The organism is Mesorhizobium montanum (assembly GCF_033977145.1).
Taxonomy (GTDB): domain Bacteria; phylum Pseudomonadota; class Alphaproteobacteria; order Rhizobiales; family Rhizobiaceae; genus Mesorhizobium; species Mesorhizobium montanum.
Genome location: NZ_JAVIJF010000001.1, coordinates 244,818 through 266,979, shown reverse-complemented (window position 1 = coordinate 266,979; position 22,162 = coordinate 244,818). Strand labels below are relative to the sequence as shown.

Here is a 22,162-nt window from a genome sequence, read left to right as displayed (position 1 = left end):
TATCTTCGAGATTGGCCGAGACGTCCACTGGGTCGTCATTCTCGGGCTTGACCAGAGAATCCATTCCGTGACGTTCGACGTAGGGTGCAGCGGTGCAAAATTCTGTAACCGCTGCAATGCTTTAGCGTCACGGCATGGATCCTAGGGTCTGCGCGCGTCGCTTCGCTCCTTGCTTCGCCCTAGGATGACGAGGGCAGACTTTCCGCCAATTCCACAGTTAGCACCGACCTCACGGCAAGGATGGTGAAGTCTGCCCGCCGACAGACGGCAACCCTTCAAAATCCCGGTGTCGAGGAACTACCCTTGTTCCGATGGCGGCCAATACGCCGCCATCATGGCCAGCGTCTCGGCGCGGTTCGGCGCACCAAGCCGGCCGCCGAAGCGCAGGCATTTGAGCGCGGCGGCGGCGCTGGCAAAGCGCAGGGCCTCTTCCATCGGCATGGCCTCGGCAAGGCCGACCGCAAAGGCGCCGTGGAAGACGTCGCCGGCGGCGAGCGTATCAATCGCCTTGACCCTCGGCGCCTCGACATGGCGCACGCGCGCGGTCGCCCGGTCGTGCCACCAGGTCCCGGCCGCACCGCCGGTCACCGCGACGAAGGCATCGGTGCGCGAGGCAAGATCGGCGCAGGCGCTTTCAGGGTCCAGCGCATGGCCGCAGACGATGCGCGCCGCCGGCTCGGAAGCGACAATGTGCGAGGCCAAAGGCAGCAGGCGCTCCAGGACTTCGACAGGCGCGGTGTCGGCATCCAGGATTGCCGGACGGCCGATCGATCTGGCCGCACTCAGAGCAAGGGCTGCGGCACCCGGCCAGCGAACATCCACCAGCACGGCATCGAAACCGGAGAGGTCGGCGAGCGGCAGCGCCTCGGGATCGGCTTGCGCTTGTCTGTCGTAGAACGGCACGATGACGCGCTCGCCACGCGCATCCACAAGGATAGCGGCCAGCGCCGAACGCGCGCCGGCGACGCGGCGGATGAGGCTGCAGTCGACGCCTTCGGCCTGAATGTCGGCGATCAGCTGGTCGCCGACCAGATCGTCGCCGGCGCTTGCCCATAGCGAGACTTCGGCGCCGAGGCGATGCGCGGCGCAGGCGGCGCTCGTCGCCATGCCGGAGGCGATCTGGACGCCGTCGCTGGCGATGAATTTGCCTTGATGCGTGGGCAGCGTCTCGACGCGAAGGATCGTGTCGAGGGTGAAGGCGCCGACGCTGAGCAGTCTGACTGGCTTCGCCATCGTTGGATTACTCTAGCGGCTTAATCTTGCCGAGCGGAATGAAGCCCAGCGAGGCTTTTCCCTTGACGATCCTGAGCGGCAGGGATGGCTCCTTGCCAAGCATGGCAATGCCGGCAAATCCCTGCTCGATCTCGCTCTTGTGCTCGGGAATGGCGCCGCCAAGGATGGCGGCCACCGCCTTGGGATCCTTGAGCTTGATCGTCAGGCTTGCGTCGATCAGGCCTTCCGCGTCGACGGAGACCGGTCCGGACACGGTGATGCGCGCCGTGCCTGACGACAGGTCGAGCTTGGCGATGTCGATCGACTGGCCGCGCAGGCTCTTCGGCGGTGCCGCGATCAATGCCGCGCCGTTCTTCAGCGTCACCTCGCCGCTGCCGTCAAGCGCGGGCAGCGCGCGCCCGCCAATGGCATCAGCATTGATCTCCAGATCGCCGAAGCTGCCGATATAATTGATGTCCTGGCCAATCGGCTGCAACTGGCCGGCCGCCTTGCCGGCGCTGAACAATTGCATCGGATCCGTATCGTCTTGCGGATCGGTCTGGCCGGAGAGCCCTTCGGCCCACAGCGAAACACTCCTTGGCAGCGGCCATGACACTTTGACATTCGCCTGCAACTGGTCCCAGTCGATCCAGAGCGGCGGCATGCCGGGCGCCATCGTCCTCAGCGGGCCGCGCAGATCGGCGACCGGCGACAAAGGTCCGGTGATGTCGGCGACGGCGTTGAAGCTTCCGGTGGAGGCGGCGACTTTCCCGGCGTCGTCCTCATAGGCGATGTTGTCGCAGGAGACCGTGAAGCTCACCGGATAACCGCTGACGGCGAGGTTGGCGCAGCCGGCGGCGATACCCTTGCTGCCCAGTCTCGCCACCGCCCGGTCGGCTTCGGTCTTGAGCCTCTCGGCGAGATAGAACCAGCCGCCGCTGTAGATGGCGAACAGCACGACAAGGAATGCGGCAAGCCACAACAGCCGGCGGCGAAGTCTGGGCGGTCGCTCGTCACTTGACGTCATGCTGCGGCTCTCGTTAACCCTCATCTGGCGAGCGGGCATTCACTCTCACGCAAATAAGCGGGGAACAGAAGAAGCACCTTAGCGGTGCGGTGTCGTTCACTCGAATGCGATCAGGCTTGGCGATATGGGCGATTTTTGGGTTTTTGGCTATGGGTCGCTGATCTGGCGGCCCGGATTTGCCCATGTCGAAACGCGCCGCGCCCGGCTTTACGGCTATCGCCGCGCGCTTTGCGTCTATTCCTTCGTGCATCGCGGCACGCGCGGGCGGCCGGGGCTGGTGCTCGGCCTCGACCGGGGCGGCTCCTGCATTGGCCTCGCTTATCGCGTTCCCGGCAATTTGCGCGACGAGGTGCTTTCCTACCTGCGCGAGCGCGAGCTGGTGACCAGCGTCTATCGCGAACGCATGCTGGACGTCCGGCTGAATGGCGGCGGAACTGTCGAGGCGGTCACCTACATCGTCGACCGGCAGCATGAGCAATATGCCGGCGGGCTCGATTCCGGTCAGGCGGCAAAGGTCGTCCGCGGCGCCGTCGGTCGATCCGGCAACAACGAGGACTATGTGCTGAGCACACTCGATCACCTCAAGGCGCTCGGCATCCGCGATCACTGGCTGGAGGAGGTGGGCCGTCAGGTCGCATCTTCGTGAAGCGCGTATTTCCGGCGAGAACGCGATCGCCTCCAATGCTCTATCTCTTTGTTTTTTCGCAATTCCGGACGCAAAGGCTGCCGTGAAGCCGCCGAGCCCAACCCCTGCGTACTTTTGCTGGAATTGCTCTGGTCCGATCAAAAAGCAAAACCATGCCTTTGACCTCGGCCGAGCGCGACCTAGCTTAGCGGCAACTCGCATCCTTGGGCATCAGGGGGCATCAGGCCCATTCCAGCATCACGGAGATCAGTCTTGCAGAAACGCCGTCTCGGTCGCACCGACCTTTCCATCGCGCCTCTGGTCCTGGGCGGCAACGTCTTCGGCTGGACCGCCGACGAGAAGACCTCCTTCGATCTGCTTGATCGGTTCGTCGGAGCTGGCTTCAACGCCATCGATACGGCCGATGCCTATTCGCGCTGGGTTCCCGGCAACAAGGGCGGCGAATCGGAAACCATCATCGGCAACTGGATGAAGAGCCGCGGCAAGCGCGATCATGTCGTCGTCATCACCAAGGTCGGCTCCGACATGGGCCAGGGCAAGAAGGATCTCTCCGCCGCCTATATCGAAAAGGCGGTCGAGACTTCACTGAAGCGGCTGCAGGTCGACGTCATCGACCTCTATCTCTCGCACTGGCCGGACCCCGCCACGCCTTACGAGGAAACGCTCGGCGCCTATCAACGCCTGCTCGAAAAGGGCAAGATCCGCTATCCGGGCTGCTCCAATCTCGATGCCGGCCAGTTGCGCGCGGCGCTCGACGTCGCCAGCCTGCGCAGCCTGCCGCGTTACGAGGTTCTGCAGCCCGAATACAATTTGTACGATCGCGCGTCGCTCGACGGACCGCTGCTCGACCTCTGCAAGGCCGAGCATATCGGCGTCATCACCTATTTCAGCCTCGCCAAGGGGTTTCTGAGCGGCAAATACCGCAGCAAGGCCGATCTCGGTCAAAGCGCGCGCGGCGAGGGCGTGGCGGGCTATCTCAACGAGCGCGGCATGCGCATCCTTTCCGCGCTCGATGCCCTGGCCGAGCGTCATTCAGCCAAGCAGGCGGAAGTGGCGCTGGCCTGGATCATGGCGCGGCCGGGCGTCACCGCGCCGATCGCCAGCGCCACGACGCCGGCCCAGATGGACAGTCTGATCCGCGCCGCGTCGCTCAAGCTTTCGGCTGACGACATCGGGGCGCTCGACCGCGCCAGCGCCTAAGGCGTGTCGATCTTCAGGTGAGGCCGGCCTGCAAATGCCGGCTTCCCGCGCTTCCGGTGCCCGGGTTACTTCAACCGCGCCAGTGCCTGACAAGGCGCACGATCGTCCAAGACGGCCATGACAAAATCCCCGTAAGTCCTGTCGCGTCGCGACAAGGAGGAGGGTTTGGCATGGCCGGTCTGAGCGAAGTGCAGCCTTGGCAGCAATTGCTGGCGCTGGTCCTGGCGGCGACCGTCGTCATGGGCAGCCCGGGACCGGCGACCATCAGCGTGACCGCCGTCGGCGCAGCTTTCGGCCTGCGTGCCTCGCTGAGTTACACGTGGGGCGTTGTGCTTGGAACGATCGCCGTGCTTCTGGTTGTCGGCGCCGGCATTGTCGGCATGCTCGCCTCGATGCCCGGGCTGGCCACAGTGCTCGGGATCCTTTCGGCCGTCTACATCCTTTATCTGGCTTTCAAGATTGCGACCGCGCCGCCATTGGCCGAACGCGGGAGCACGGCGACGAAGCCTGATTTTCTCGGCGGCTTCATGCTCGCCGTCGCCAACCCGAAAGCCTATGTGGCGATCGCCGCCGTCTTCGCCGGTGCGGCGTCACAGGCCCATACATTAGGCACTTTCACCAGGCTGCTGGTGCTCGTCGCGATGATCGTCGCCATCCATGTGGCGTGGCTGCTTGCAGGCACGGCTTTCGCGCGCTTTCTGCGCCATCCGCTGGCCTCGCGAATCATCAACCTGGTCTTTGCCGCAACGCTGGTGCTGACCACGGCGCTTGCGGCGCTGCGATAGCGATTCAGGTCTTTGCGGTTACGCCGAGTTCGGCCAGCCGCTTCACCGCCGTCGGCGGCATGGGCGGCGGGTTCGGCGCCAGCGCTGCCTCGACGAGCATCCGGTCGCAGGCGGCTTCCGTATCGCCGATCAGCCGCTGCATGAATTCCTCCTTGCCGAGGCCCGGCGGAATCGGCGGCAGGAAGCGGGCCTTGATGGTGCCCGGATAGCGCAGGAACTTGCGGCGTGGCCAGTAAAGGCCGGCGACATGGGCGACCGGCACGACAGGAACGCCGAGATGCGTGTAAAGCTCGACGATGCCGTATTTGTAGGACGGCTCGGCACCCGGCGGGCGGCGCGTGCCTTCGGGATAGATGATGAGCTGGCGCGGATTGCGGTCCATCTCCTGCCTGGTCGCGGCGACGACCGCCTTGAGCGCTTTCGAGCGGCTGCCGCGGTCGACCGGGATCATCCGCATCTTCATGATGTACCAGCCGAAGAAGGGGATCCAGGTCAGCTCGCGCTTCAGGATGTAGAGCGCGTCGTCGAGATAGGGGAAGAAAGCGATCGCGTCCCAGAAGGACTGGTGCTTCGGCGCCAGGATGAAAGAGCCTTCCGGCAGGTTCTCGGCGCCTGTGATTTCGCTCTTGGTCGCGGCGATCTTGTCGTAGAGCCACATCGAGGTGCGCGACCAGAATTTCGGCACGAACCAGGCGCGGTGGCGCGGCGACAGGAAATAATAGGGCGTCCAGAAGATCATCTGGACGATCAGGCTGAGATAGAAGACGAAGTTGAACGCCAGCGAGCGGATGATGAGCATGCAAGGGGCCCGGTGAGGAAATGTGCGTTGGTTACACCAAGCGGCGGCAAAAAGGAAACGGCGCGGTGGTCGAATGCCGCCGCTAGAGCGACCGCGCCAGCCGCTCCTTGAGGCGCGGCGCGGCGAAGTCGAGGAAGGCCCGCAACTTCACCGGCAGCCGGCCCTGGCCGGCATGAACGAGGCTGACCGGCCAGGACGGCGGTTCGAACGGCTCCAACACCACCCGCAGCGCGCCGGCGCGCACGGCGATATCGGCCTGGTAAGAGAGCACTTTCGTCAGGCCGAGCCCGGCAATCGCGGCATCGATCGCCGCCTCTGCGGTGTTGACCTGAAGGCGTGAGCGGACCGGGACGATGGTTTCCGTCTTGCCGGTTTCGAAGCTCCATATCGCGGCAGCGGCAAGACCTTCGAAGGTGATGCAGTCGTGCCCGGCAAGCTCCGGCGGTTTCGCCGGCGTGCCATGCTTGGCCAGATAGGCTGGGCTTGCACAGACAATGCGACGTATCGAGCCGAGGCGGATCGCAACCATGGCCGAGTCCGGCAGGTCACCGATGCGCACGGCCAGATCGATATGCTCCTCGACCAATTGGGTGATCCGGTCCGACAAGGTCAGGCGGATATCCACTTGCGGATAGACGGCGAGAAAGTCGGTGATCACCGGCAGCACATGCAGGCGGCCGAAGACGACCGGCGCGGTGATGACCAGTTCGCCGGTCGGGCTCGAGTATTCGCCGGCCGCGGTGCGCTCGGCGTCGCTTACCTCGTCGAGGACACGGCGGCAGGCGGCCAGATAGGACTGGCCGGCATCGGTCAGCGTCAGGCGCCGTGTCGAGCGGTTGAGCAGACGCGTCTTCAAATGCTTCTCCAGTCCGGAGAGCTTGCGGCTGACGGTCGCCAGCGGCACGCCGGCACGTCGCGCGGCGGCGGAGAGGCTGCCGGCCTCCACCGCGGCGACGAACAGGGACATGGCGTCGAGGCGATCCATCGCCATTTCCATATTTTGGAAGGATGTATACCAGATATGCCATCTACTGTTTTATTTTGGAAGAATCCATTTTCCTGTCGTCATCGACCCGATAGGAGTTCACATGCCTCGCATCCCCATGCCTAAGACTATCTCGGACGCACCTGAAGCCTCGCAGGCGATGCTGAAGGCTGTCGAGAAACAACTCGGCATCGCACCAAATCTCTTCAGGTTAGTCTCCAGAAGTCCGGCCGCGTTGGAGGGTTATCTTGGAATGTCGGCGGCACTATCCAAAGGCCGGCTGCCGGCGCCGACCCGAGAGCGCATCGCGCTGGCTGTCGCGGAAATCAACGAGTGCACCTATTGTCTTTCCGCCCACACCTATCTGGGCAAGAATCTCGCCGGTCTCGACGATGCGGAGATGGTTGCCAACCGGGAAGGTCGTTCCAACGACGGCATGGCCGCGGCCGCCGTCCGCTTCGCGGCCAAGGTCGCGCGCGAGCGTGGCCATGTCGGCGAGGCTGACCTCGAGGCGGTGAGGCGCGCCGGCTACGACGACGCGCAGATCATCGAGATCGTGCAGCATGTCGCTCTCAACGTATGGACAAACTACATCAATAAGGTTGCGGATACCGAGGTCGACTTCCCGGTCGTGCAAGCCCATCAGGCCGCCTGATTCGACCTAGAGCGCGTCGCGATGAAACGGATTCAGGCGACGCGCTTTAAAGTCTTTGTTTTTATGCATGCCGTTATCCCAAAACCGCTGCGCACTTTTGGGCGACATGCATTAGCCTGAAGTTGTTCGCTTTCGGCCTCGACCTTGGAGGACATTGATATGAATGCCTTCACCAGCGACGTCGCCTTCACGCCGACCGTCAAGGCCATCCAGTCCCGCAAGGGGTCGCGCGATTCCTATGCGCGTGTCGAGCAGCGCGGCGGCTGGCGGGCAGCGATCGCGCCGGACCTCGCGGCCTTCATCGAAGCGCAGACCAGTGTGTTCCTGGCGACGGCCAACGCCGAAGGCCAGCCCTATATCCAGCATCGCGGCGGGCCGGCCGGCTTCCTCAAGGTGTTGGATGAGCACACGATCGGCTTTGCCGATTTTTCCGGGAACCGGCAGTTCATCACCCAGGGCAATCTGGAGGACAACGACCAGGCTTTCCTGTTCCTGATCGATTATATGCTGCGGCAGCGCATCAAGATCTGGGGCAGGGCGCGGATCGTCGAAAATGATCCCGCGCTGACGGCAAGGCTGATGCCGGCGGACTACAAGGCGCGGCCGGAACAGGCGATCCTGTTCACGGTGTCGGCCTGGGATGCCAATTGTCCGCAGCACATTCCGCAGCGCTTCGAGGCGGCTGACGTCGCCGCCGCCCTTGCCGAGCGCGACCGGCGCATCGCCGGTCTGGAGCAAGAGATCGCGCGCCTGCGCGACAGTGCGCCGGGCAAAGCTTAAAGCGCGTCGCGATGAAACGGATTCAGGCGACGCGCTTTAAAGTCTTTGTTTTGATGCATGTCGTTATCCCAAAACGGCTGCGCACTTTTGGGCGACATGCATTAGTTTTTAGCCACGGCGGAGGCTTCGGCGAGCGTCACGCCTTCGGGCGTCGTGCGAAGCGGCAGGAAGCCGCGCGCCAGCGACAGCACATATTTGCTGTATTCGGTCAGCAGCACGCGCAGCGCTTCCGGCTTGGTCAGCCAACTGCCATTGCCGAGATTGGTGTTGACCACCGGATAGGGTTCGAGGTGCGCGCCATGCAGCAGCCGGCCCATCTCGAGCAGGCTGCGCGGCATGTGGTAATTGTTGGTGACGATGATGATGCTGCCATAGGCGTGGTTCTCGACCCATTTGGCGCTCTCCTCGGCATTGCCGATGGTGTCGAGCGCGGCACGGTCGATATCGACGCAGCAGGAGAAGAGCTGCATGTCGCCGCCCATAGCCGCCTGCAGCTGGCGTTTGGTGGCCGATGGATGGACGCCGCTGATCAGCAGTCGTTCGCCCTTGCCGGACGCCAAAAGGTCCATCGCCGCGTCGAGCCGCGACTGCCCGCCGGTGAGCACGATGATGGCATCGGCCCTGGCCGGGTCGAGCGGGGTCGTCATATGGCTGACTTTGTCGGCAAACCAGCCGAAGCCGCCGGCAAAAAGCACCAGGATGGCGAGAACGACGAATCCGCAGATGCGCAGGGCGAGCCTCAAACCGCTGGGCTTGGCGGAAACGGCGGCGCGTGCAGGCACCGTCGGCATCCGTCCAGCTGTCCCGATCGAGTCCCGCGCGTCCATCATCCCCGGGTTAATCCTGAAAGCATCCCATGGTTAATCCTGAAATGCGGCCGTGGATAGATGAAACGGCGCACTTTGCGTTACGGCAGATGCCCATGTGTGATCGTTGTCTTGTTTGTAAACAATGCCTTGCGCTGACTTTCGGGTGGGACTCATGGGTCATCCCTCCGGCTGGCGAACGTCGATGTCGCTGAGATAGGCGACGACGGTCGCATGCGAGGTCGCCGCGGTCAGCACGCCGATCACCAACACCATCAGGCCGACGCCGAAATAGCCTGCCGAGCCGATGGCGAAATTGCCGAACAGCGCGGTCGCCTGATCGGCCTGCGGCGTCGCCATGTTGCGCGACGACCACCAGGAAAAGACGATGAAGACGGCGATCGCCAGGGAGCCGCCGGCGGCCGCGCCCTTCATGCCGGTGACCAGGAAATGCCAGCGAAACTCGCGCGCGATGAAGCGCGCCTCGGCGCCGACGAAATGCAGCACCTCGATGATATGGCCGTTGCCGGCCATGGCGCCGCGTGTAGCGAAGATCACCGTCAGCACGGTTGCTGACAGCATCAGCACCAGAACGGCGATGCCGATCGTCACGGTCGTGTGCGCCATGGCGACCAGCCGGTCGACCCAGGTGCGATGATCGTCGAGTGCCGCGGTCGGGATCTTGGGCGTGATCGCGGCGCGCATGGCGGCAAAGTCGGGCGGGCTGGCCTCGTCGATGGTGACGATGATCAGGCGCGGCACCGGCAGTTCGTCGATGTTGAGGCCGCTGCCCAGCCACGGCTCCAGAAGGCGCGCCGTCGCGTCGCGGTCGATGATCTTGGTGCCCTTGACGCCGGGAAATTCGCCGGCGATCTGCGAAGCCTGGGTGAGCGCTGCCTCCATGTCGAGGCCGTCGGCCGGCTTGATCTGGATCGTCGCCTCGCGCGAGATCTGGTTTTCCCAGACGGATGCCGTATCGCGCACCAGCGTCACCGCGCCGAAGGTGAGGCAGGACAGGAAGGTCATGATGGCGATGACCAGCACCAGCGCCCGTCCGGCGATGTTCTGCGCCGGCACGATCGGCGCCGTCTTGCGCTGAACACGCCGGACCGTCACCGGTGTCTCGGCGTCGGCGGTTTCGTCCTGGAACCGATCGGCCGGAAAGTCAGTCATAGAGGTCCAACCTTCCGCCTGCCAGAATCATGCGACGCGCATCGACCTGCTCCATCAGGCCAAGGTCGTGGGTGGCGATCACGACAGCGGTGCCCAGCCGGTTGAGCTCGATGAACAGCCTGAGCAGCCGGCGCGCCAGCGGCGGGTCGACATTGCCGGTCGGCTCGTCGGCTAAAAGGATCTCCGGCTGTTCGATCAAGGCACGGGCGATCGCGGCGCGCTGCTTCTCGCCGCCGGAAAGCACCGGCGGCAGCACATGCATGCGCTCGCCGAGGCCGACCCATTTCAAGAGCTCGGTGACGTCGGTGCGGTAGCTTGCCTCCTCGCGCCCGCGCACGCGCAAAGGCAGCGCGACGTTCTCGTAGGTCGTCATGTGGTCGAGCAGGCGGAAATCCTGGAATACCACGCCGATGCGGCGGCGTAGCAGCGGCAGTTCGCCGCGCGAGATACGCGAGCGGTCCTTGCCGAAGATGGTGATGAGCCCGCGCGTCGGCTTCAGCGACATGAACAGCAGGCGCAGCAAGGTCGTCTTGCCGGCGCCCGAGGGGCCGCTCAGGAACTGAAAGGAGCGCTCCGGAATGTGCAGGGAAATGTCGCGGAGGATTTCCGGACCCATGCCATAGCGGAGGCCGACATTTTCGAAGCGGATCACGTTCGGCGACCTGAAACTTTCGGCGGCGACGCGCCACAATCTACTCTAACAGACCATCGGCCGGCATGGTTAACCGGCGGTTAATTTTTCAACGCTCGGCGTTCGTCAAAGCCATTCCGGTGGGGAAGCGTTAACCAATTCCGTTTACGCAAAAGAAACGAAGACTCCACTGGTGCCGTAATGGCTGACGAGAGAACCGCGCGCCCTGTTTCCGGCGAAATCATGACCGGTACGGCAACAAATGCCGCGCCGGAGCGCGCCATGTTCGATGCTGCCGACATCATCGATGCCGACTATGTGGTGCTGCCGCGTTTTGCCGCTCATCGGGAACCGACGCCACCCCCGCAGATATCCTCGACGCCATCGATCGAAGGCATGGGCATGCTGCGCAAACCGGAGGCCGCGCCGCCACGATCCTCGCGGGGCGGCCCGATGTTCTGGATCGCCGGCATCGGCATAGCGCTGGTCTCCTTCTGGGTGTCGGGCGGTCATGCGCTGGTCAGGCAGGGTCCGTTCCGGGCGAACGCGGAGCCGGCGAGCGCGCTCACCATTTCCGGCGTGACGTCGCGCATCGATGCGTCGGGCCTGAAGCCGGTGCTGTTCGTCGACGGCGAGGCAGCCAATGACGGGATGAGGTCACAGGCATTGCCGCCGCTCGAAATCCGCGTCACCGACAATGACAGCAATATCATCCGCTACAGGCTGGGGACATCCAACCGCTCACTGGCGCCCGGCGAAAGATTCGGCTTTTCCAGCCGCCTCGATGTGCCTAGAAACGGCGTGAAGACCGTTACGGTCATCTTCGCCGGCTAGGCGATCTCTGTGGAAGGTGATTGATGCCAGTTGTACGCGGTAAGGACATCGAGGTCCTGTTTTCGGCGTCGGCGATCGCGCGCCGCAATCTCGAACTCGCCAAGGAAATCGCCGGTCGCGACTACCATGACCTCCTGGTGATCTCGATTCTCAAGGGCTCGTTCGTCTTCGCCGCCGATCTCATCCGCGCCATGCATGATGTCGGCCTGTCGCCGGAAGTCGAGTTCATCTTCATCTCAAGCTACGGTGCCGGCACCACCAGCGGCGAGGTCAGGGTGCTGCGCGACATCGACAACGAGGTCGCCGGCCGCGACGTGCTTTTGATCGACGACATACTGGAATCCGGCAAGACGCTTTCCTACACCCGGGAGCTGATGCTTTCGCGGGGCGCCAAGAGCTGCGCCGTCGCGGTGCTGCTCGACAAGCGGATGCGCCGCCAGACCTCGCTCAACGCCGACTATGTCGGCTTCGACTGCCCCGACTATTTCGTCGTCGGCTATGGGATGGACGTCGCTCACGCGTTCCGGGAGTTGCCCTTCGTCGGGGTGGTGAAGGGCGACGCCTGAAGAGGCGTCGGAGTCATTTCCGAAAAATTGCCGATCGTTAGAATTTTCAGAAAACATCAACGTTTCGGCGGCATCTATCTCGGCATGGCAAAGCTTCTGATCGTCGAGGACGATGAGTCCGTCCGCACACTCGCCGCTCGCGCGCTCGAGCGCGACGGCCATAACGTCACCATCGCCACCGACGGCGCGCAGGGACTGGATAGGATCCGCCAAGCCCTTGGCAGCTACGATCTGGTGGTGTCCGACATCCGCATGCCGGAGATGGACGGCATCGAGATGGCGACAGCGGCGGCGAGAGAGTTCCCGACGATGAAGATCATGCTGATGACCGGCTATGCCGACCAGCGCGAACGCGCCGAGGAGCTCAACGGCATCATCCTCGATGTCGTGCAGAAGCCGTTCACGCTCGCCGAGATCCGCACCCGCGTCGGTCGGGCGTTAGAGCAGTTCAGCGTTTGTTAGAATCGCTACCCTGCTCTAACTCCTTGTTTTTACGCAATTCCGGACGGAAAACCGCTGCGCACTTTTCCTGGAATTGCTCTAAGCTGCTTCGCCTGAGACCGTACCGGCCGTAACCGCGGCCGCAGTGCCTCGCCGGCGTTCGCCGTTGAGCGCAAGCAGGCCGGCACCGATGATCAGCGCCGCGCCCAGAACGGTCGTTTCACGCGGCACTTCGGCGAAGAACAGGAAGCCCCACAGCGGCGACCACAGGATGCCGGTATATTCGAACGTGGCGACGCGGTTGGCCGGCGCCATCCGGTAGGCCTGCGACAACAGGATCATGCCGGCGGAGGCGACGAAACCGCAGGCGGCCATTTTCAGGAAATCCGGCATCGTCGGCCACACCCATGGCCGCACCAGGAACTCCACGCTCGGATGCGCTGCATGGGTGATGCCGGCAAGGTGAAAGACGGTCGCAACGGCAATGGCGCCGCTGAGATAGGCGCCGTTCTGGTAGAAGGCCATCACCGTCGATGATTCGGTGTCGCCGATGCGGCGCGCCATCAACTGTGAAAAGCCGTAGAGGAAGGCCGAGCCCAGCGACAGCAGCGCCGCCCAATCGAACACTCCGGCGCCGGGACGCACCATCACAAGCACGCCGACCAGCCCGATCAGCACCGTCGCCAGCGTTTTCCACGAGACGCGCTCGCCGAGATAGGGGCCGGCCATCGCCATGATGAACAGCGGCGCCATGAAATAGAGCGCCACCGCGTCGGCCAGCGGCAAAGCGGCGATCGCAAGGTAGTAGACCGTGTAGGACGAGAACTGGATGAAGGCGCGCAGCGTCAGCATGCCGAAGCGCTTCGACAGCACCGTCTTCAGGCCGACATCGGCCTGGACGATGATGATCAGGATCGGCAGCGCGACGATGGCGCGGATCGCCATCACCTCGGTCACCGGATAGCCACCCGAAACCGCTTTCACCAGCGGATCCTGCAGCGAAAAAACCAGCACGCCGAGGCAGAGGCTCAGAATGCCAAGCACCATCCGGTTCTGCATCAGTATCGGCCCCCCGCGAGCCGCCTTCCCGGTAAAAAGAACCCGCTACCATTTTCAGGCAGCGGGTATCGAGTGAGGACTCTTCGATTGGGTCCGCGGCCGATTTCGCAACCGCATATCCAATGGGTATGGCGACTATCGTGCGGCGTTTGACATGTTGCAAACGAATTGGAATGATGCCAGCAATCAGAATTTCTTATGGCGGCACCCATGAAGCCCATGCTCGACAGCGATCTCCTGCGCACCTTCGTCGCGGTCGCAGAAACAGGCAATTTCACACGCGCGGCGGAGAAAGCCGGGCGCACCCAGTCGGCCGTGTCCATGCAGATGAAGAAGCTGGAGGACATGGTCGGCGACGACCTGTTCGAGCGCGGCTCACGCGGCGTGGCGCTGACGCGGCGCGGTAGCGAGTTGATCGCCAATGCGCGCCGAATCGTCTCGCTTCTCGACGAGACGGCGGCCTCGCTGGTGGCGCCGCCACTCGGCGGGCTGGTACGCATCGGCATCCCTGCCGAGTACGGCCGCTCGATCCTGTCGCGGGCGCTGGGCGAATTCGCCAAGCGCCATCCGCGCGTCGAGGTCACGGTGCGCTACGCGCATTCGGATTCGCAGGTGAGGGCGCTTGCGGCCGGCGAGCTCGATCTCGCCGTGGTGTTCGAATGGGAAGGCTTTTCCGGTGGCGAGGTGCTGATGCACGACCCAACGGTATGGGTGACGTCGACGCTGCACCTCATGCATGAGGAACGGCCGGTGCCGATCGCGCTCTACAGCCGCAATGGCTGGTGCCGCGACTTCGCCATCAAGTCGCTGCAGAAGCGCGGTCTCGGCTACCGCGTCGCCTACACCAGCGACACCAATGGCGGTCTGACACTCGCGGTCACTTCCGGTTTGGCGATCGCGCCGATCTCGCGCAGCAACATCCCGCCCGATTGCCGCGAGTTGACCGTTGCCGACGGCTTCGGCGACATCGATTCCTCAAACGTCGTGCTGCACCGCAATCCGCTGGCGACCGGCGAAGCGATCGACGGCATGGAGAACGCCATCCGCGAGGCTTTCATGCTGACCAGGCAGGCGAGCACGACGGTCGGCCTTTAACGTCGCGACATGCTCAATCGGCGGGGTGGCCTCGCCTTGAGGCTTCAGGAGGCAGTCCATGCTCACAAAGAAAGCCTCCAGAGCGCTTGGAAGACATAGCCAATGATCAATGAACCCGAAACCGCGAGCGCGACGAACAGGGCGATGGTTGACGGCCTAAGGACCAAAGCCACAGCCATGACGCCCCAAATACTCACCGCGCCGCCTGAAACGAGGAGCGCCATTGCCGCACCGGGTGACATGCCGAGATCAAGTAAACCTCGAACCAAAGGCAGTGCCGCAAGACCATCCAGATACATTGGTGCGCCGATCAGCACCGCAAGCGGGATAGCACCGGGAGAGTCTTCGCCGATATAGGCTGTGAGGAGATGAGACGGCAGAAGGTCCCGCAGCAGGAACTCAGCCGAAAAGGCGAATGTCAAACAGACCACGACGGCTCGCGTGGTGGAAATGAGATTTTCTCCAAATGCACGCATACGCGCGCGGTCTCGCCAGATGCGGAAAGATGGATCCGTTTGCATGCACGTGCCACACGGTCCATTCGTCATAATTCTTCGCGCCCGTAACGGGTTTTGGACCATCTGCGTACGTGCAAGCAGAGCTGTCATCGCGCCGGAAAAGACCCCCAGCGCAAAAGCCGCAAGCATCTTTCCGATTGCGAATCCAGGGCCGAGCAGCGCCCACGTCGCGGTCAGCATTGTGGGACCGGTGATAGGCGAGGAAAGCCAAAATGCCATGATCGGCGCAAGTGGAAGGCCGGATGCAAGAAGCCCGGTCGTTAACGGCAGCACCGTTACGCCACACACAGGTGTCACGGTGCCGATTCCCGAGGCGATCAAAACAGTTGCGACAGGGCGTCCCCTGAACCATCGCGCAGTAATGGTCGCCGCGCCACTGGCCGCAACCCATGCGGAGATGATTAGCCCAATTGCAATAATCAACGAGACGTCCATGAAGCTTTGCAGGACAAAATGGAGCGTCTCGTATGTCCGTTGCGGCCACGTGAGAGCGGCAACAACTGCCAGAACAGCAGCGGTCGCCCAGATGAGTTGCTTTCCTTGAAGCCTTGGGAGCGCGACAATCATGGCATCACCTTTTGTGCCATCCATACATTGCGAGCTTCCATATGTGAAACGAATAGCTTAAATATCAGCCATGAGCATTGACGATGGCAAAAGCACTCAGTTGGACAGTGAACTGCTGCGCACGTTCCTCACTGTTGCCAAGGCAGGGAGTCTTAGCGGCGGCGCGGCTCGGCTGTTCCGAACGCAGTCCGCTGTCAGCCTCCAAGTGCAGAAGCTGGAGAGTGCTATCGGACAGCGCGTATTCGAAAGGCATGGCCGCGGGGTTGCCATGACTGCTGTCGGCGAGCGGTTGCTGCCCGTCGCCCGCGATGTTGTCGAAATGCTGAATCAAGTGGTAGCCGATCTGCGGGGCGCGCCAGTTGAGGAAGAGGTCCGCCTCGGTATACCCGAGGAATATGGCGACACGATTCTACCGTCTATTCTGGCCACCTTCACGGGCGAAGAGGCCACGGCTCGAATTTTCGTGCGCTGCAGTTCGAGCATGGAGTTTCCGCATGCGCTTGCTGCTGGCGAACTGGATCTTGCTCTGCACTCACCTGAGAGCGTCTCCAAAGACGACGTCGTTGTTCATAGTGAGCGTGCCGTGTGGGCTGGCTCTGCGTTCCACAATGTCGAGGCCCGACGACCCCTGCCGGTGGCGCTGTTCGACAAGGCTTGCTGGTGGAGGGAGCGCTGTCTCGACCTCCTTCGGAAATCCGGACTGGACTATCATGTCGTTTGCAGCAGTCAGAGCGTTTCGGGGGTTCGAGCTGCTATCGCCGCGGGTGTCGCGATCGGGGTACTGCCGCAAAGCACGCTGACAGATCGTATTAGGGCGTTGGCGGATGATAAGCTGCCGCAGCTAGGCGAAACGCATCTGGTGCTCAGTGGCTCACCGAAAGCCCCTCGACGGCTAGCCGACAAATTGGCAGCGATCATCTCACGGGCGTTTGAGAGAAGTTAGCCTGTTCGGTCGCGGCGGCGAAAGATCGCCTTGTTCGCCAGCGTGGTTCAGTCGTTGCGGCCTAAAACGGACCTTGGCACGGCCGTTGCGATCGTCGAAAACGGAGTGGGTGACCTCTATTTGAGCTCCAGCAGCCGTTCGAGATAGCTGCGCTCGATGTCGGGGCTCAGCGCGTTGCCAAGCCGCTTGCGGATCGCGTCGAGGATCTGGCGGGCGCGCTGCACGTCGATCTCGTCGGGAACCTTGACCGAGGTGCCGTCATCCGGGCCATTGGTGGCGCGGGGCCGTCCGAGGGGATCGCGGTCGGCGCCCTGCTGGCGGCCGCCCTGCTCGCTGCCGCCCTGGTCGCCCTGCATGGCTTGCATCTGCTTCATCATGTCCTTGGCGCCGCGGCGCAGCGCCTCCAGCGCGCGGCCTTGGTGGCCGACCGCCTGGTCACCGTCGCCTTGGCCAAGCGATTGTTCGGCATCGCCCATCGATTTGCCGGCCTCGCCGAAGCCCTCATTGGGTTGCATGCCGAGACCTTCAAGGCCCTTCTTCAGCTTGTCGAGCTCGCTCTGCAGCTGACCCTGGCCTTCCTGCAACTGCTTCAGCGCATCGGCGAGGTCCTTCGGCGACATTTTCGGCCGTCCCAACGGATCGCGATCCTGGCCGGGGCCGGGCCGCTGCTGCTGGTCGCCGGACTGACCCTGTTCGCCATCCTCGCCAAGCTGCTGCTGCTCGCCGCCCTCGCCACGCTGGCCGCGCTGCATCTGGTCCAGGCGGAAGGTGTCGTTCATCATCTCCTGCTGGCGGCGCATGATATCGCCGAGCTTGTCCATCTGCTGGCGCATCTCGCTGTCCTGCTCGCCGCCCGGCTGCTGGCGGCCGGCCTGCAGGTTATTCATCATGTCCTGCAGTTCGGAGAGGAGCTGCTGGGCCTTGTCGCGATCACCCGATTTGGCCAGGTTCTCGATCTGGTCCATCATGCGGTCGATATCGCTTTGGCGCAGCTCGCGGCCGTTCTGCTGCATCTGCGGCGCGTTCGGGTTCTGCTGCGCGCGCTGGGCGAATTCCTGCAGGAACTGGTTCATCGCCTCGCGCAGTTCCTTCATCGCCTTTTCGATCTCCTGATCGCTGGCGCCGTTCTTGATGGCGTCCTGCAACGCCTGCTGCGCCTGGCGCAGCCGCCGCTCGGCGGCCGACAGATTGCCTTCCTCGATGCCGAGCGCGATTTCCCACAGATAGGACACCACGTTGCGCAGCTGGTCGTCGCTCTCGGAAAGCTTCAGCCGGCTCCTGGCGCTCATGATGGCGAGGTAGTTCGACATATTGTCGAACGTGTCCTCGGGGCGCAGCGTGATCGCGTCGACCAGGTCGAGAACGCGTGGCTTGGCATTGGTATCGAGCGCCAGCAGCCGGCGCTGTTCGATCACCGCGCGGGCCAGCGGATTGGCGAAGGGCCGCTCCGGCATCGCAAGCGTCCTGGTGTCGGTGGTCGCCGTGTGGCCGGCGTCGTCCGTAGCCGTGAGCGTCAGCTTGATGTTGCTGCCGGCCCAGACATGTTCGGTCAGGTCCTTGGTCGTCTTGGCCGCGTTCGTCTTGCCGCCGCGGCGCGGCAGCGTCAACGGCATGTCGGGCGGGCCATAGAGCGGATGCGCATTGGCCGCCGGCGGATCCGACAGCTCGAAAACGGCCTTGGCGGAGGCGGCGCCGTAGTCGTCGGCGATCTCGTAGTTGAGCTCGATGGCGCCGTTGACGGCGCGCTTCGGTTCGCCGACGAAGCGGATCGTCGGCGGCTTGTCGGGAATGACGGCAAAGGCCCAGTGGCCGAGATCGCTTTCGTCGGATTTCAGCGTCAGCGTGCCGTTGGTGTTCAGCTTGCCGGAGAACTGGCGCACTTTGGGCGCGGTCTGGCTGGCGGCGGGCGCAGGCCCTTTCGGTGCTGTGGGCTCGATGGCGCGGGCATTGCCGTCGGCACCGGCATAGCTCAGAGTTTCCTCGCCTGAACCGCCGGTGACACGCAGCGAAACGTCACTGCCTTGCGGCACGGAGAAGGTCTGGACGGCCTGGTTGGCATCGGCCGTCAGGAACAGCGGCGCCTTGCCGGTATAGGCGGGCGGCGTCACCCAGGCGTCGATGCGCGGCGGCACGGCATCGCGCGTGGCGCGGGCAACGAAACCGTCGCTGATCCTGCCGCCAAAGGGCCCGAAGGAGAAGGCCAGGGCGGTGACGAACAGCAGCGCCGCCACGGCGCGCAGCCCCCAGCGGTCGTGGTCCGGCACGCCAGTACGCGGCCGGTCGGCGCCGAGGCTCGAAAGCCGCTCGGCCATGCGCTTCTGGTGCTCGCGCCACAACGCCTGCGAAAAGATGCTCTCGGCGCCGACCGGCCGGTCGGCCTGCACCTGCACCGGGCTGTGCAGCAATTCGTTCGCCGCCTCGATACGCCTGTCGACCTCGGCCGCCGACGGTATGCGGAAGAAGCGAAGCGGATAGAGCGCCGCGATCGCCGCCAGCGCGAACAGGACCAGAAAGCCGATGCGTGCCGCGTCCGGCAGGCGCGGGAACAGGCCCAACCACGAAAGGCTGAGGAATAGGCTTACGACGACCAGCAGCGGCAGCACGAGCGGCCAGCCGCGCTCGAAGATCATCGAGATCCGCGTCGCCAACCGGCTGAGCGCCAAGCGCGAGGCCAGGCCGCGTTCGCCGCTGGAAATGGGTCGTTGCGTCATCGGCCCTTCCTGCCCGGGCACAATAGCCCGGACGTCATCGTTACCAGAAGGATAGCAACAAACACGGCAAAGGCGAGGCGGGTTCCAAAAACGTGAAGCGGTTTGGCCGGGTTATGATCAGAAATTGGCGGGATTCGTGTTGGAGCCGCAGATCAGGACCGCCACGCGCTCGCCGTCGGCAGGCACATAGCGTCCGGAAAGCATGGCGGCGAAGGCCGCGGCGCCGCCCGGCTCGGCGATGATTCGCACCCGGTCCCACAGCGCCTTCTGCGCCGCGACGATGTCGTCGTCGCTGACCAGGATCGAGCGCTCGACGAAGGCCTCGGCGATCGGAAACATCATTTCGCCGACGCGCTTCGGCGCCAGCGAATCGGCGGCAATGCCTTCGGCGGGCGCATCGACCGGCCGACCTGCCTCCAGGGCGCGGTAAAGCGTCGGCGCACCCTCGGGCTCGATGGCGACGATGCGGATGCGGCCAGCAAACCAGGCGGCGATGCCGCCGATCAGCCCGCCGCCGCCGACGGCGACCAGCAGCGTGTCGATTTCGGGCAGGTCCGCTTCGATCTCCAAGCCGAGCGTGCCCTGGCCGAGCAGCGTTTCCTCCTGGTTGAAGGCGTGGACCTGCAGGGCGCCGGTCCTGGCCGCGAATTCCTCGCTGGCGGCCAGCGCTTCGGCATAGCGCGCGCCGCCGACCACCAACTCCGCGCCGTAGCCGCGTATGCGCGCGAGCTTCGCCGACGGGCTGACCTCGGGTACGAAGATGGTGGCCATGTGCCCGAGCTTCATGGCGGCGTAAGCGACGGCGGCACCGTGGTTGCCGCCGGATGCGGCGACCACGCCGGCCTCGGGCACCTGGCGCTCGAGCAGGTTGGTGAAGGCGCCGCGCGCCTTGAAGGAGCCGGAATGCTGCAGGCATTCGAGCTTCAGGTCGACCGCGAAGGCGGGACAGCCGAAATCCGCCATGTCGACGCGCATCACCGGCGTGTGGCGCACATACTGGCGGATGCGCGGTTCGACAGCGGCGATGCGTTCGCGCGTGATCGTTCGGGTGTTCAACATGGCCTGCTCCTCGGGATTGACTTCAATTAGTAACTTAGCAAAATGGCTAAATGCAAGAGGTCGACATCTTCAAGGCGATCGCCAGTGAGCGCAGGCTGCAAATCCTCGATTGGCTTAAGGATCCGCGCTCGCATTTTCCGCCCCAGGCCGATGGCGACCTGGTCGAGGACGGCGTCTGCGCGCTGCTGATCGCCGAAAAGCTCGGCATCACCCAGGCGACGCTCAGCGAGCACATGCGCGTGTTGACCCAGGCCGGCTTGCTCAGCACCAAGCGCACCAAGCAATGGATCTTCTATCGCCGCGACGAGGGGCGGATAGCCGAAGCCAAGGCGCTGATCCAGCAGAAGATCTAGCGAGCTACTTCAGCCAGTCGGGGATCGAATCGAGCCCGATCAGGTCTTCATAGGTCTGGCGCGGCCGTACGACATGGGAGCGGTCGCCGTCGACCAGAACCTCGGGCACCAGGAGCCTGGTGTTGTAGGTGCCGGCCTGCACGGCGCCGTAGGCGCCGGCAGTGGAAACGGCGATCAGGTCGCCCGCCTTCAGCTTCGGCAGGTCGCGGTCGAGGCCGATGAAGTCACCGGTCTCGCAGACCGGGCCGACGACGTCGACCTTCATGCGCGGCGTGGAGGAGGGCTGCTGCACCACCGGTCTGATATCATGGAAGGCGTCATAGAGCGTCGGCCGGATCAGGTCGTTCATGGCGGCGTCGACGACAAGGAAGTTCTTCGCGTCGCCTTCCTTCACATAGATGACCTGCGACACCAGGATGCCGGCATTGCCGACGATCAGGCGGCCGGGCTCGAACATCACCTTGAGACCGAGCTTGGCAACATGCTTCCTGACGATCTCGGCATAGGCATCGGGCAGCGGCGGCGGATTGTTGTCGACGCGGTAGGGAATGCCGAGGCCGCCGCCGAGATCGACATGCTCGATCGCATGTCCGTCGGCGCGCAGCGCCCCCACCAGCTCGACAAGCAGCGCAAAGGCATCGTCGAACGGCTGCAGTTCGGTGATCTGGCTGCCGATATGGGTGTCGATGCCGGTCACCCTGACGCCCGGCAATTCGGCCGCGCGGGCATAGACCTGCCGCGCGCGCTGCCATGGAATGCCGAACTTGTTCTCGGCCTTGCCGGTCGAGATCTTCTTGTGGGTCCTGGCGTCGACATCCGGATTGATGCGCAGCGAGACAGGCGCCACCTTGCCGAGCGCCACGGCACGCGCCGACAGCAATTCCAGTTCCGGCTCGGATTCGACGTTGAAGCAGAGAATGCCGGCGGCAAGCGCGAAGTCCATCTCGCGCGCGGTCTTGCCGACGCCGGAAAACAAGATCTTGTCGGCCGGGATGCCGGCGGCCAAGGCGCGGCGCAGTTCGCCTTCCGAGACTACGTCGGCGCCTGCGCCTTGCTTGGCCAGCGTCCTCAGCACGGCCTGGTTTGAGTTCGCCTTCATGGCGTAGCAAACCAGCGCGTCGAGGCCGGAGAAAGCTTGCCTGAAGACACGGAAATGCCGGGTCAGTGTCGCCGTCGAATAGCAATAGAAGGGCGTGCCGACCTCGGCTGCGATATCGGGGATCGCGACGTCCTCGGCATGGAGCACGCCGTCGCGGTAATCGAAATGGTTCACGAGGATTGGTTCCGGAAAGTTGGAGCACGATGAGATCGAGTGAT

The 22,162-nt window shown here is 63.9% G+C and carries 23 protein-coding genes; 11 read left to right on the top strand and 12 right to left on the bottom strand.

All coding sequences use genetic code 11. From position 1 onward, the window contains the following. Positions 1 to 297: 297 nt before the first annotated feature. Together RFM68_RS01255 and RFM68_RS01250 are read right to left on the bottom strand one after the other, a co-directional pair. Positions 298 to 1,233, bottom strand: coding sequence for a sugar kinase (locus RFM68_RS01255; protein WP_320230829.1), 936 nt, complete (start codon positions 1,231 to 1,233; stop codon positions 298 to 300). 7 nt (positions 1,234 to 1,240) lie between these two features. Then, positions 1,241 to 2,239, bottom strand: coding sequence for a DUF2125 domain-containing protein (locus tag RFM68_RS01250; RefSeq protein ID WP_320230828.1), 999 nt, complete (start codon positions 2,237 to 2,239; stop codon positions 1,241 to 1,243). Between the two features lie 124 nt (positions 2,240 to 2,363). Between RFM68_RS01250 and RFM68_RS01245 the strand changes: the two genes are divergently transcribed. The 3 genes from RFM68_RS01245 to RFM68_RS01235 all read left to right on the top strand — a co-directional run bounded on the left by RFM68_RS01245 (position 2,364) and on the right by RFM68_RS01235 (position 4,870). Then, entirely contained in the window at positions 2,364 to 2,885 is a 522-nt protein-coding gene (locus RFM68_RS01245) for a gamma-glutamylcyclotransferase (protein WP_320230827.1), read from the top strand. Between the two features lie 252 nt (positions 2,886 to 3,137). Further along, positions 3,138 to 4,085, top strand: a complete 948-nt coding sequence (locus tag RFM68_RS01240; RefSeq protein ID WP_320230826.1) for an aldo/keto reductase — start codon at positions 3,138 to 3,140, stop codon at positions 4,083 to 4,085. A 170-nt stretch (positions 4,086 to 4,255) separates the two neighbouring features. Beyond that, on the top strand, positions 4,256 to 4,870 hold the full coding sequence (locus tag RFM68_RS01235; protein WP_320230825.1) for a LysE family translocator: 615 nt from the start codon (positions 4,256 to 4,258) through the stop codon (positions 4,868 to 4,870). 4 nt (positions 4,871 to 4,874) lie between these two features. On the opposite strand, the gene RFM68_RS01230 is transcribed toward RFM68_RS01235, so the two are convergent. Both RFM68_RS01230 and RFM68_RS01225 read right to left on the bottom strand, forming a co-directional pair. Then, positions 4,875 to 5,669 carry a lysophospholipid acyltransferase family protein gene (locus RFM68_RS01230; protein ID WP_320230824.1) on the bottom strand — a complete coding sequence of 265 codons (795 nt, stop codon included), beginning with the start codon at positions 5,667 to 5,669 and terminating at the stop codon, positions 4,875 to 4,877. Positions 5,670 to 5,751: 82 nt separating this feature from the next. After that, a complete protein-coding gene (locus RFM68_RS01225; protein WP_320230823.1) occupies positions 5,752 to 6,654 on the bottom strand; it encodes a LysR family transcriptional regulator in 903 nt (300 codons plus the stop codon). 103 nt (positions 6,655 to 6,757) lie between these two features. Here RFM68_RS01225 and RFM68_RS01220 point away from each other — a divergent pair, with 103 nt between their 5' ends. Together RFM68_RS01220 and RFM68_RS01215 are read left to right on the top strand one after the other, a co-directional pair. Continuing rightward, positions 6,758 to 7,309: a carboxymuconolactone decarboxylase family protein gene (locus RFM68_RS01220; RefSeq protein WP_320231045.1), complete on the top strand. Its 552-nt coding sequence runs from the start codon at positions 6,758 to 6,760 to the stop codon at positions 7,307 to 7,309. A 159-nt stretch (positions 7,310 to 7,468) separates the two neighbouring features. Then, positions 7,469 to 8,089, top strand: coding sequence for a pyridoxamine 5'-phosphate oxidase family protein (locus RFM68_RS01215; RefSeq protein WP_430694799.1), 621 nt, complete (start codon positions 7,469 to 7,471; stop codon positions 8,087 to 8,089). Between the two features lie 101 nt (positions 8,090 to 8,190). On the opposite strand, the gene RFM68_RS01210 is transcribed toward RFM68_RS01215, so the two are convergent. From RFM68_RS01210 to ftsE, 3 genes are all read right to left on the bottom strand, one after another. Beyond that, a complete protein-coding gene (locus RFM68_RS01210; protein ID WP_320231043.1) occupies positions 8,191 to 8,880 on the bottom strand; it encodes a YdcF family protein in 690 nt (229 codons plus the stop codon). Positions 8,881 to 9,075: 195 nt separating this feature from the next. Then, positions 9,076 to 10,068, bottom strand: a complete 993-nt coding sequence (locus tag RFM68_RS01205; protein ID WP_320230822.1) for a cell division protein FtsX — start codon at positions 10,066 to 10,068, stop codon at positions 9,076 to 9,078. Beyond that, positions 10,061 to 10,720, bottom strand: coding sequence for a cell division ATP-binding protein FtsE (ftsE, locus tag RFM68_RS01200; RefSeq protein ID WP_320230821.1), 660 nt, complete (start codon positions 10,718 to 10,720; stop codon positions 10,061 to 10,063). Before ftsE ends, RFM68_RS01205 begins: the two co-directional genes overlap by 8 nt. Positions 10,721 to 10,900: 180 nt before the next feature. Between ftsE and RFM68_RS01195 the strand changes: the two genes are divergently transcribed. The 3 genes from RFM68_RS01195 (at position 10,901) to RFM68_RS01185 (ending at position 12,561) form a co-directional block, all read left to right on the top strand. Then, entirely contained in the window at positions 10,901 to 11,533 is a 633-nt protein-coding gene (locus RFM68_RS01195) for a hypothetical protein (RefSeq protein WP_320230820.1), read from the top strand. Positions 11,534 to 11,556: 23 nt separating this feature from the next. Further along, positions 11,557 to 12,099: a hypoxanthine phosphoribosyltransferase gene (gene hpt / locus RFM68_RS01190; RefSeq protein WP_320230819.1), complete on the top strand. Its 543-nt coding sequence runs from the start codon at positions 11,557 to 11,559 to the stop codon at positions 12,097 to 12,099. An 84-nt stretch (positions 12,100 to 12,183) separates the two neighbouring features. After that, positions 12,184 to 12,561, top strand: a complete 378-nt coding sequence (locus tag RFM68_RS01185; protein ID WP_320230818.1) for a response regulator — start codon at positions 12,184 to 12,186, stop codon at positions 12,559 to 12,561. Between the two features lie 78 nt (positions 12,562 to 12,639). Here the strand turns inward: RFM68_RS01185 and RFM68_RS01180 are convergent, their stop codons facing one another. Then, positions 12,640 to 13,599: a DMT family transporter gene (locus RFM68_RS01180; protein ID WP_320230817.1), complete on the bottom strand. Its 960-nt coding sequence runs from the start codon at positions 13,597 to 13,599 to the stop codon at positions 12,640 to 12,642. Positions 13,600 to 13,809: 210 nt separating this feature from the next. Here RFM68_RS01180 and RFM68_RS01175 point away from each other — a divergent pair, with 210 nt between their 5' ends. Continuing rightward, on the top strand, positions 13,810 to 14,694 hold the full coding sequence (locus RFM68_RS01175; RefSeq protein ID WP_320230816.1) for a LysR family transcriptional regulator: 885 nt from the start codon (positions 13,810 to 13,812) through the stop codon (positions 14,692 to 14,694). Between the two features lie 62 nt (positions 14,695 to 14,756). Here RFM68_RS01175 and RFM68_RS01170 read toward each other — a convergent pair whose 3' ends face one another. After that, positions 14,757 to 15,779: a permease gene (locus RFM68_RS01170; RefSeq protein WP_320230815.1), complete on the bottom strand. Its 1,023-nt coding sequence runs from the start codon at positions 15,777 to 15,779 to the stop codon at positions 14,757 to 14,759. A 70-nt stretch (positions 15,780 to 15,849) separates the two neighbouring features. Between RFM68_RS01170 and RFM68_RS01165 the strand changes: the two genes are divergently transcribed. Further along, positions 15,850 to 16,722, top strand: coding sequence for a LysR substrate-binding domain-containing protein (locus tag RFM68_RS01165; RefSeq protein WP_320230814.1), 873 nt, complete (start codon positions 15,850 to 15,852; stop codon positions 16,720 to 16,722). 116 nt (positions 16,723 to 16,838) lie between these two features. Here RFM68_RS01165 and RFM68_RS01160 read toward each other — a convergent pair whose 3' ends face one another. After that, positions 16,839 to 19,433, bottom strand: a complete 2,595-nt coding sequence (locus RFM68_RS01160; RefSeq protein WP_320230813.1) for a TIGR02302 family protein — start codon at positions 19,431 to 19,433, stop codon at positions 16,839 to 16,841. 117 nt (positions 19,434 to 19,550) lie between these two features. Next, positions 19,551 to 20,492, bottom strand: a complete 942-nt coding sequence (locus RFM68_RS01155; RefSeq protein ID WP_320230812.1) for a threonine/serine dehydratase — start codon at positions 20,490 to 20,492, stop codon at positions 19,551 to 19,553. 50 nt (positions 20,493 to 20,542) lie between these two features. Here RFM68_RS01155 and RFM68_RS01150 point away from each other — a divergent pair, with 50 nt between their 5' ends. Then, positions 20,543 to 20,845: an ArsR/SmtB family transcription factor gene (locus RFM68_RS01150; protein ID WP_320230811.1), complete on the top strand. Its 303-nt coding sequence runs from the start codon at positions 20,543 to 20,545 to the stop codon at positions 20,843 to 20,845. Positions 20,846 to 20,849: 4 nt separating this feature from the next. Here RFM68_RS01150 and lysA read toward each other — a convergent pair whose 3' ends face one another. Continuing rightward, positions 20,850 to 22,118, bottom strand: a complete 1,269-nt coding sequence (gene lysA / locus RFM68_RS01145) for a diaminopimelate decarboxylase (RefSeq protein ID WP_320230810.1) — start codon at positions 22,116 to 22,118, stop codon at positions 20,850 to 20,852. Positions 22,119 to 22,162 lie beyond the last annotated feature (44 nt).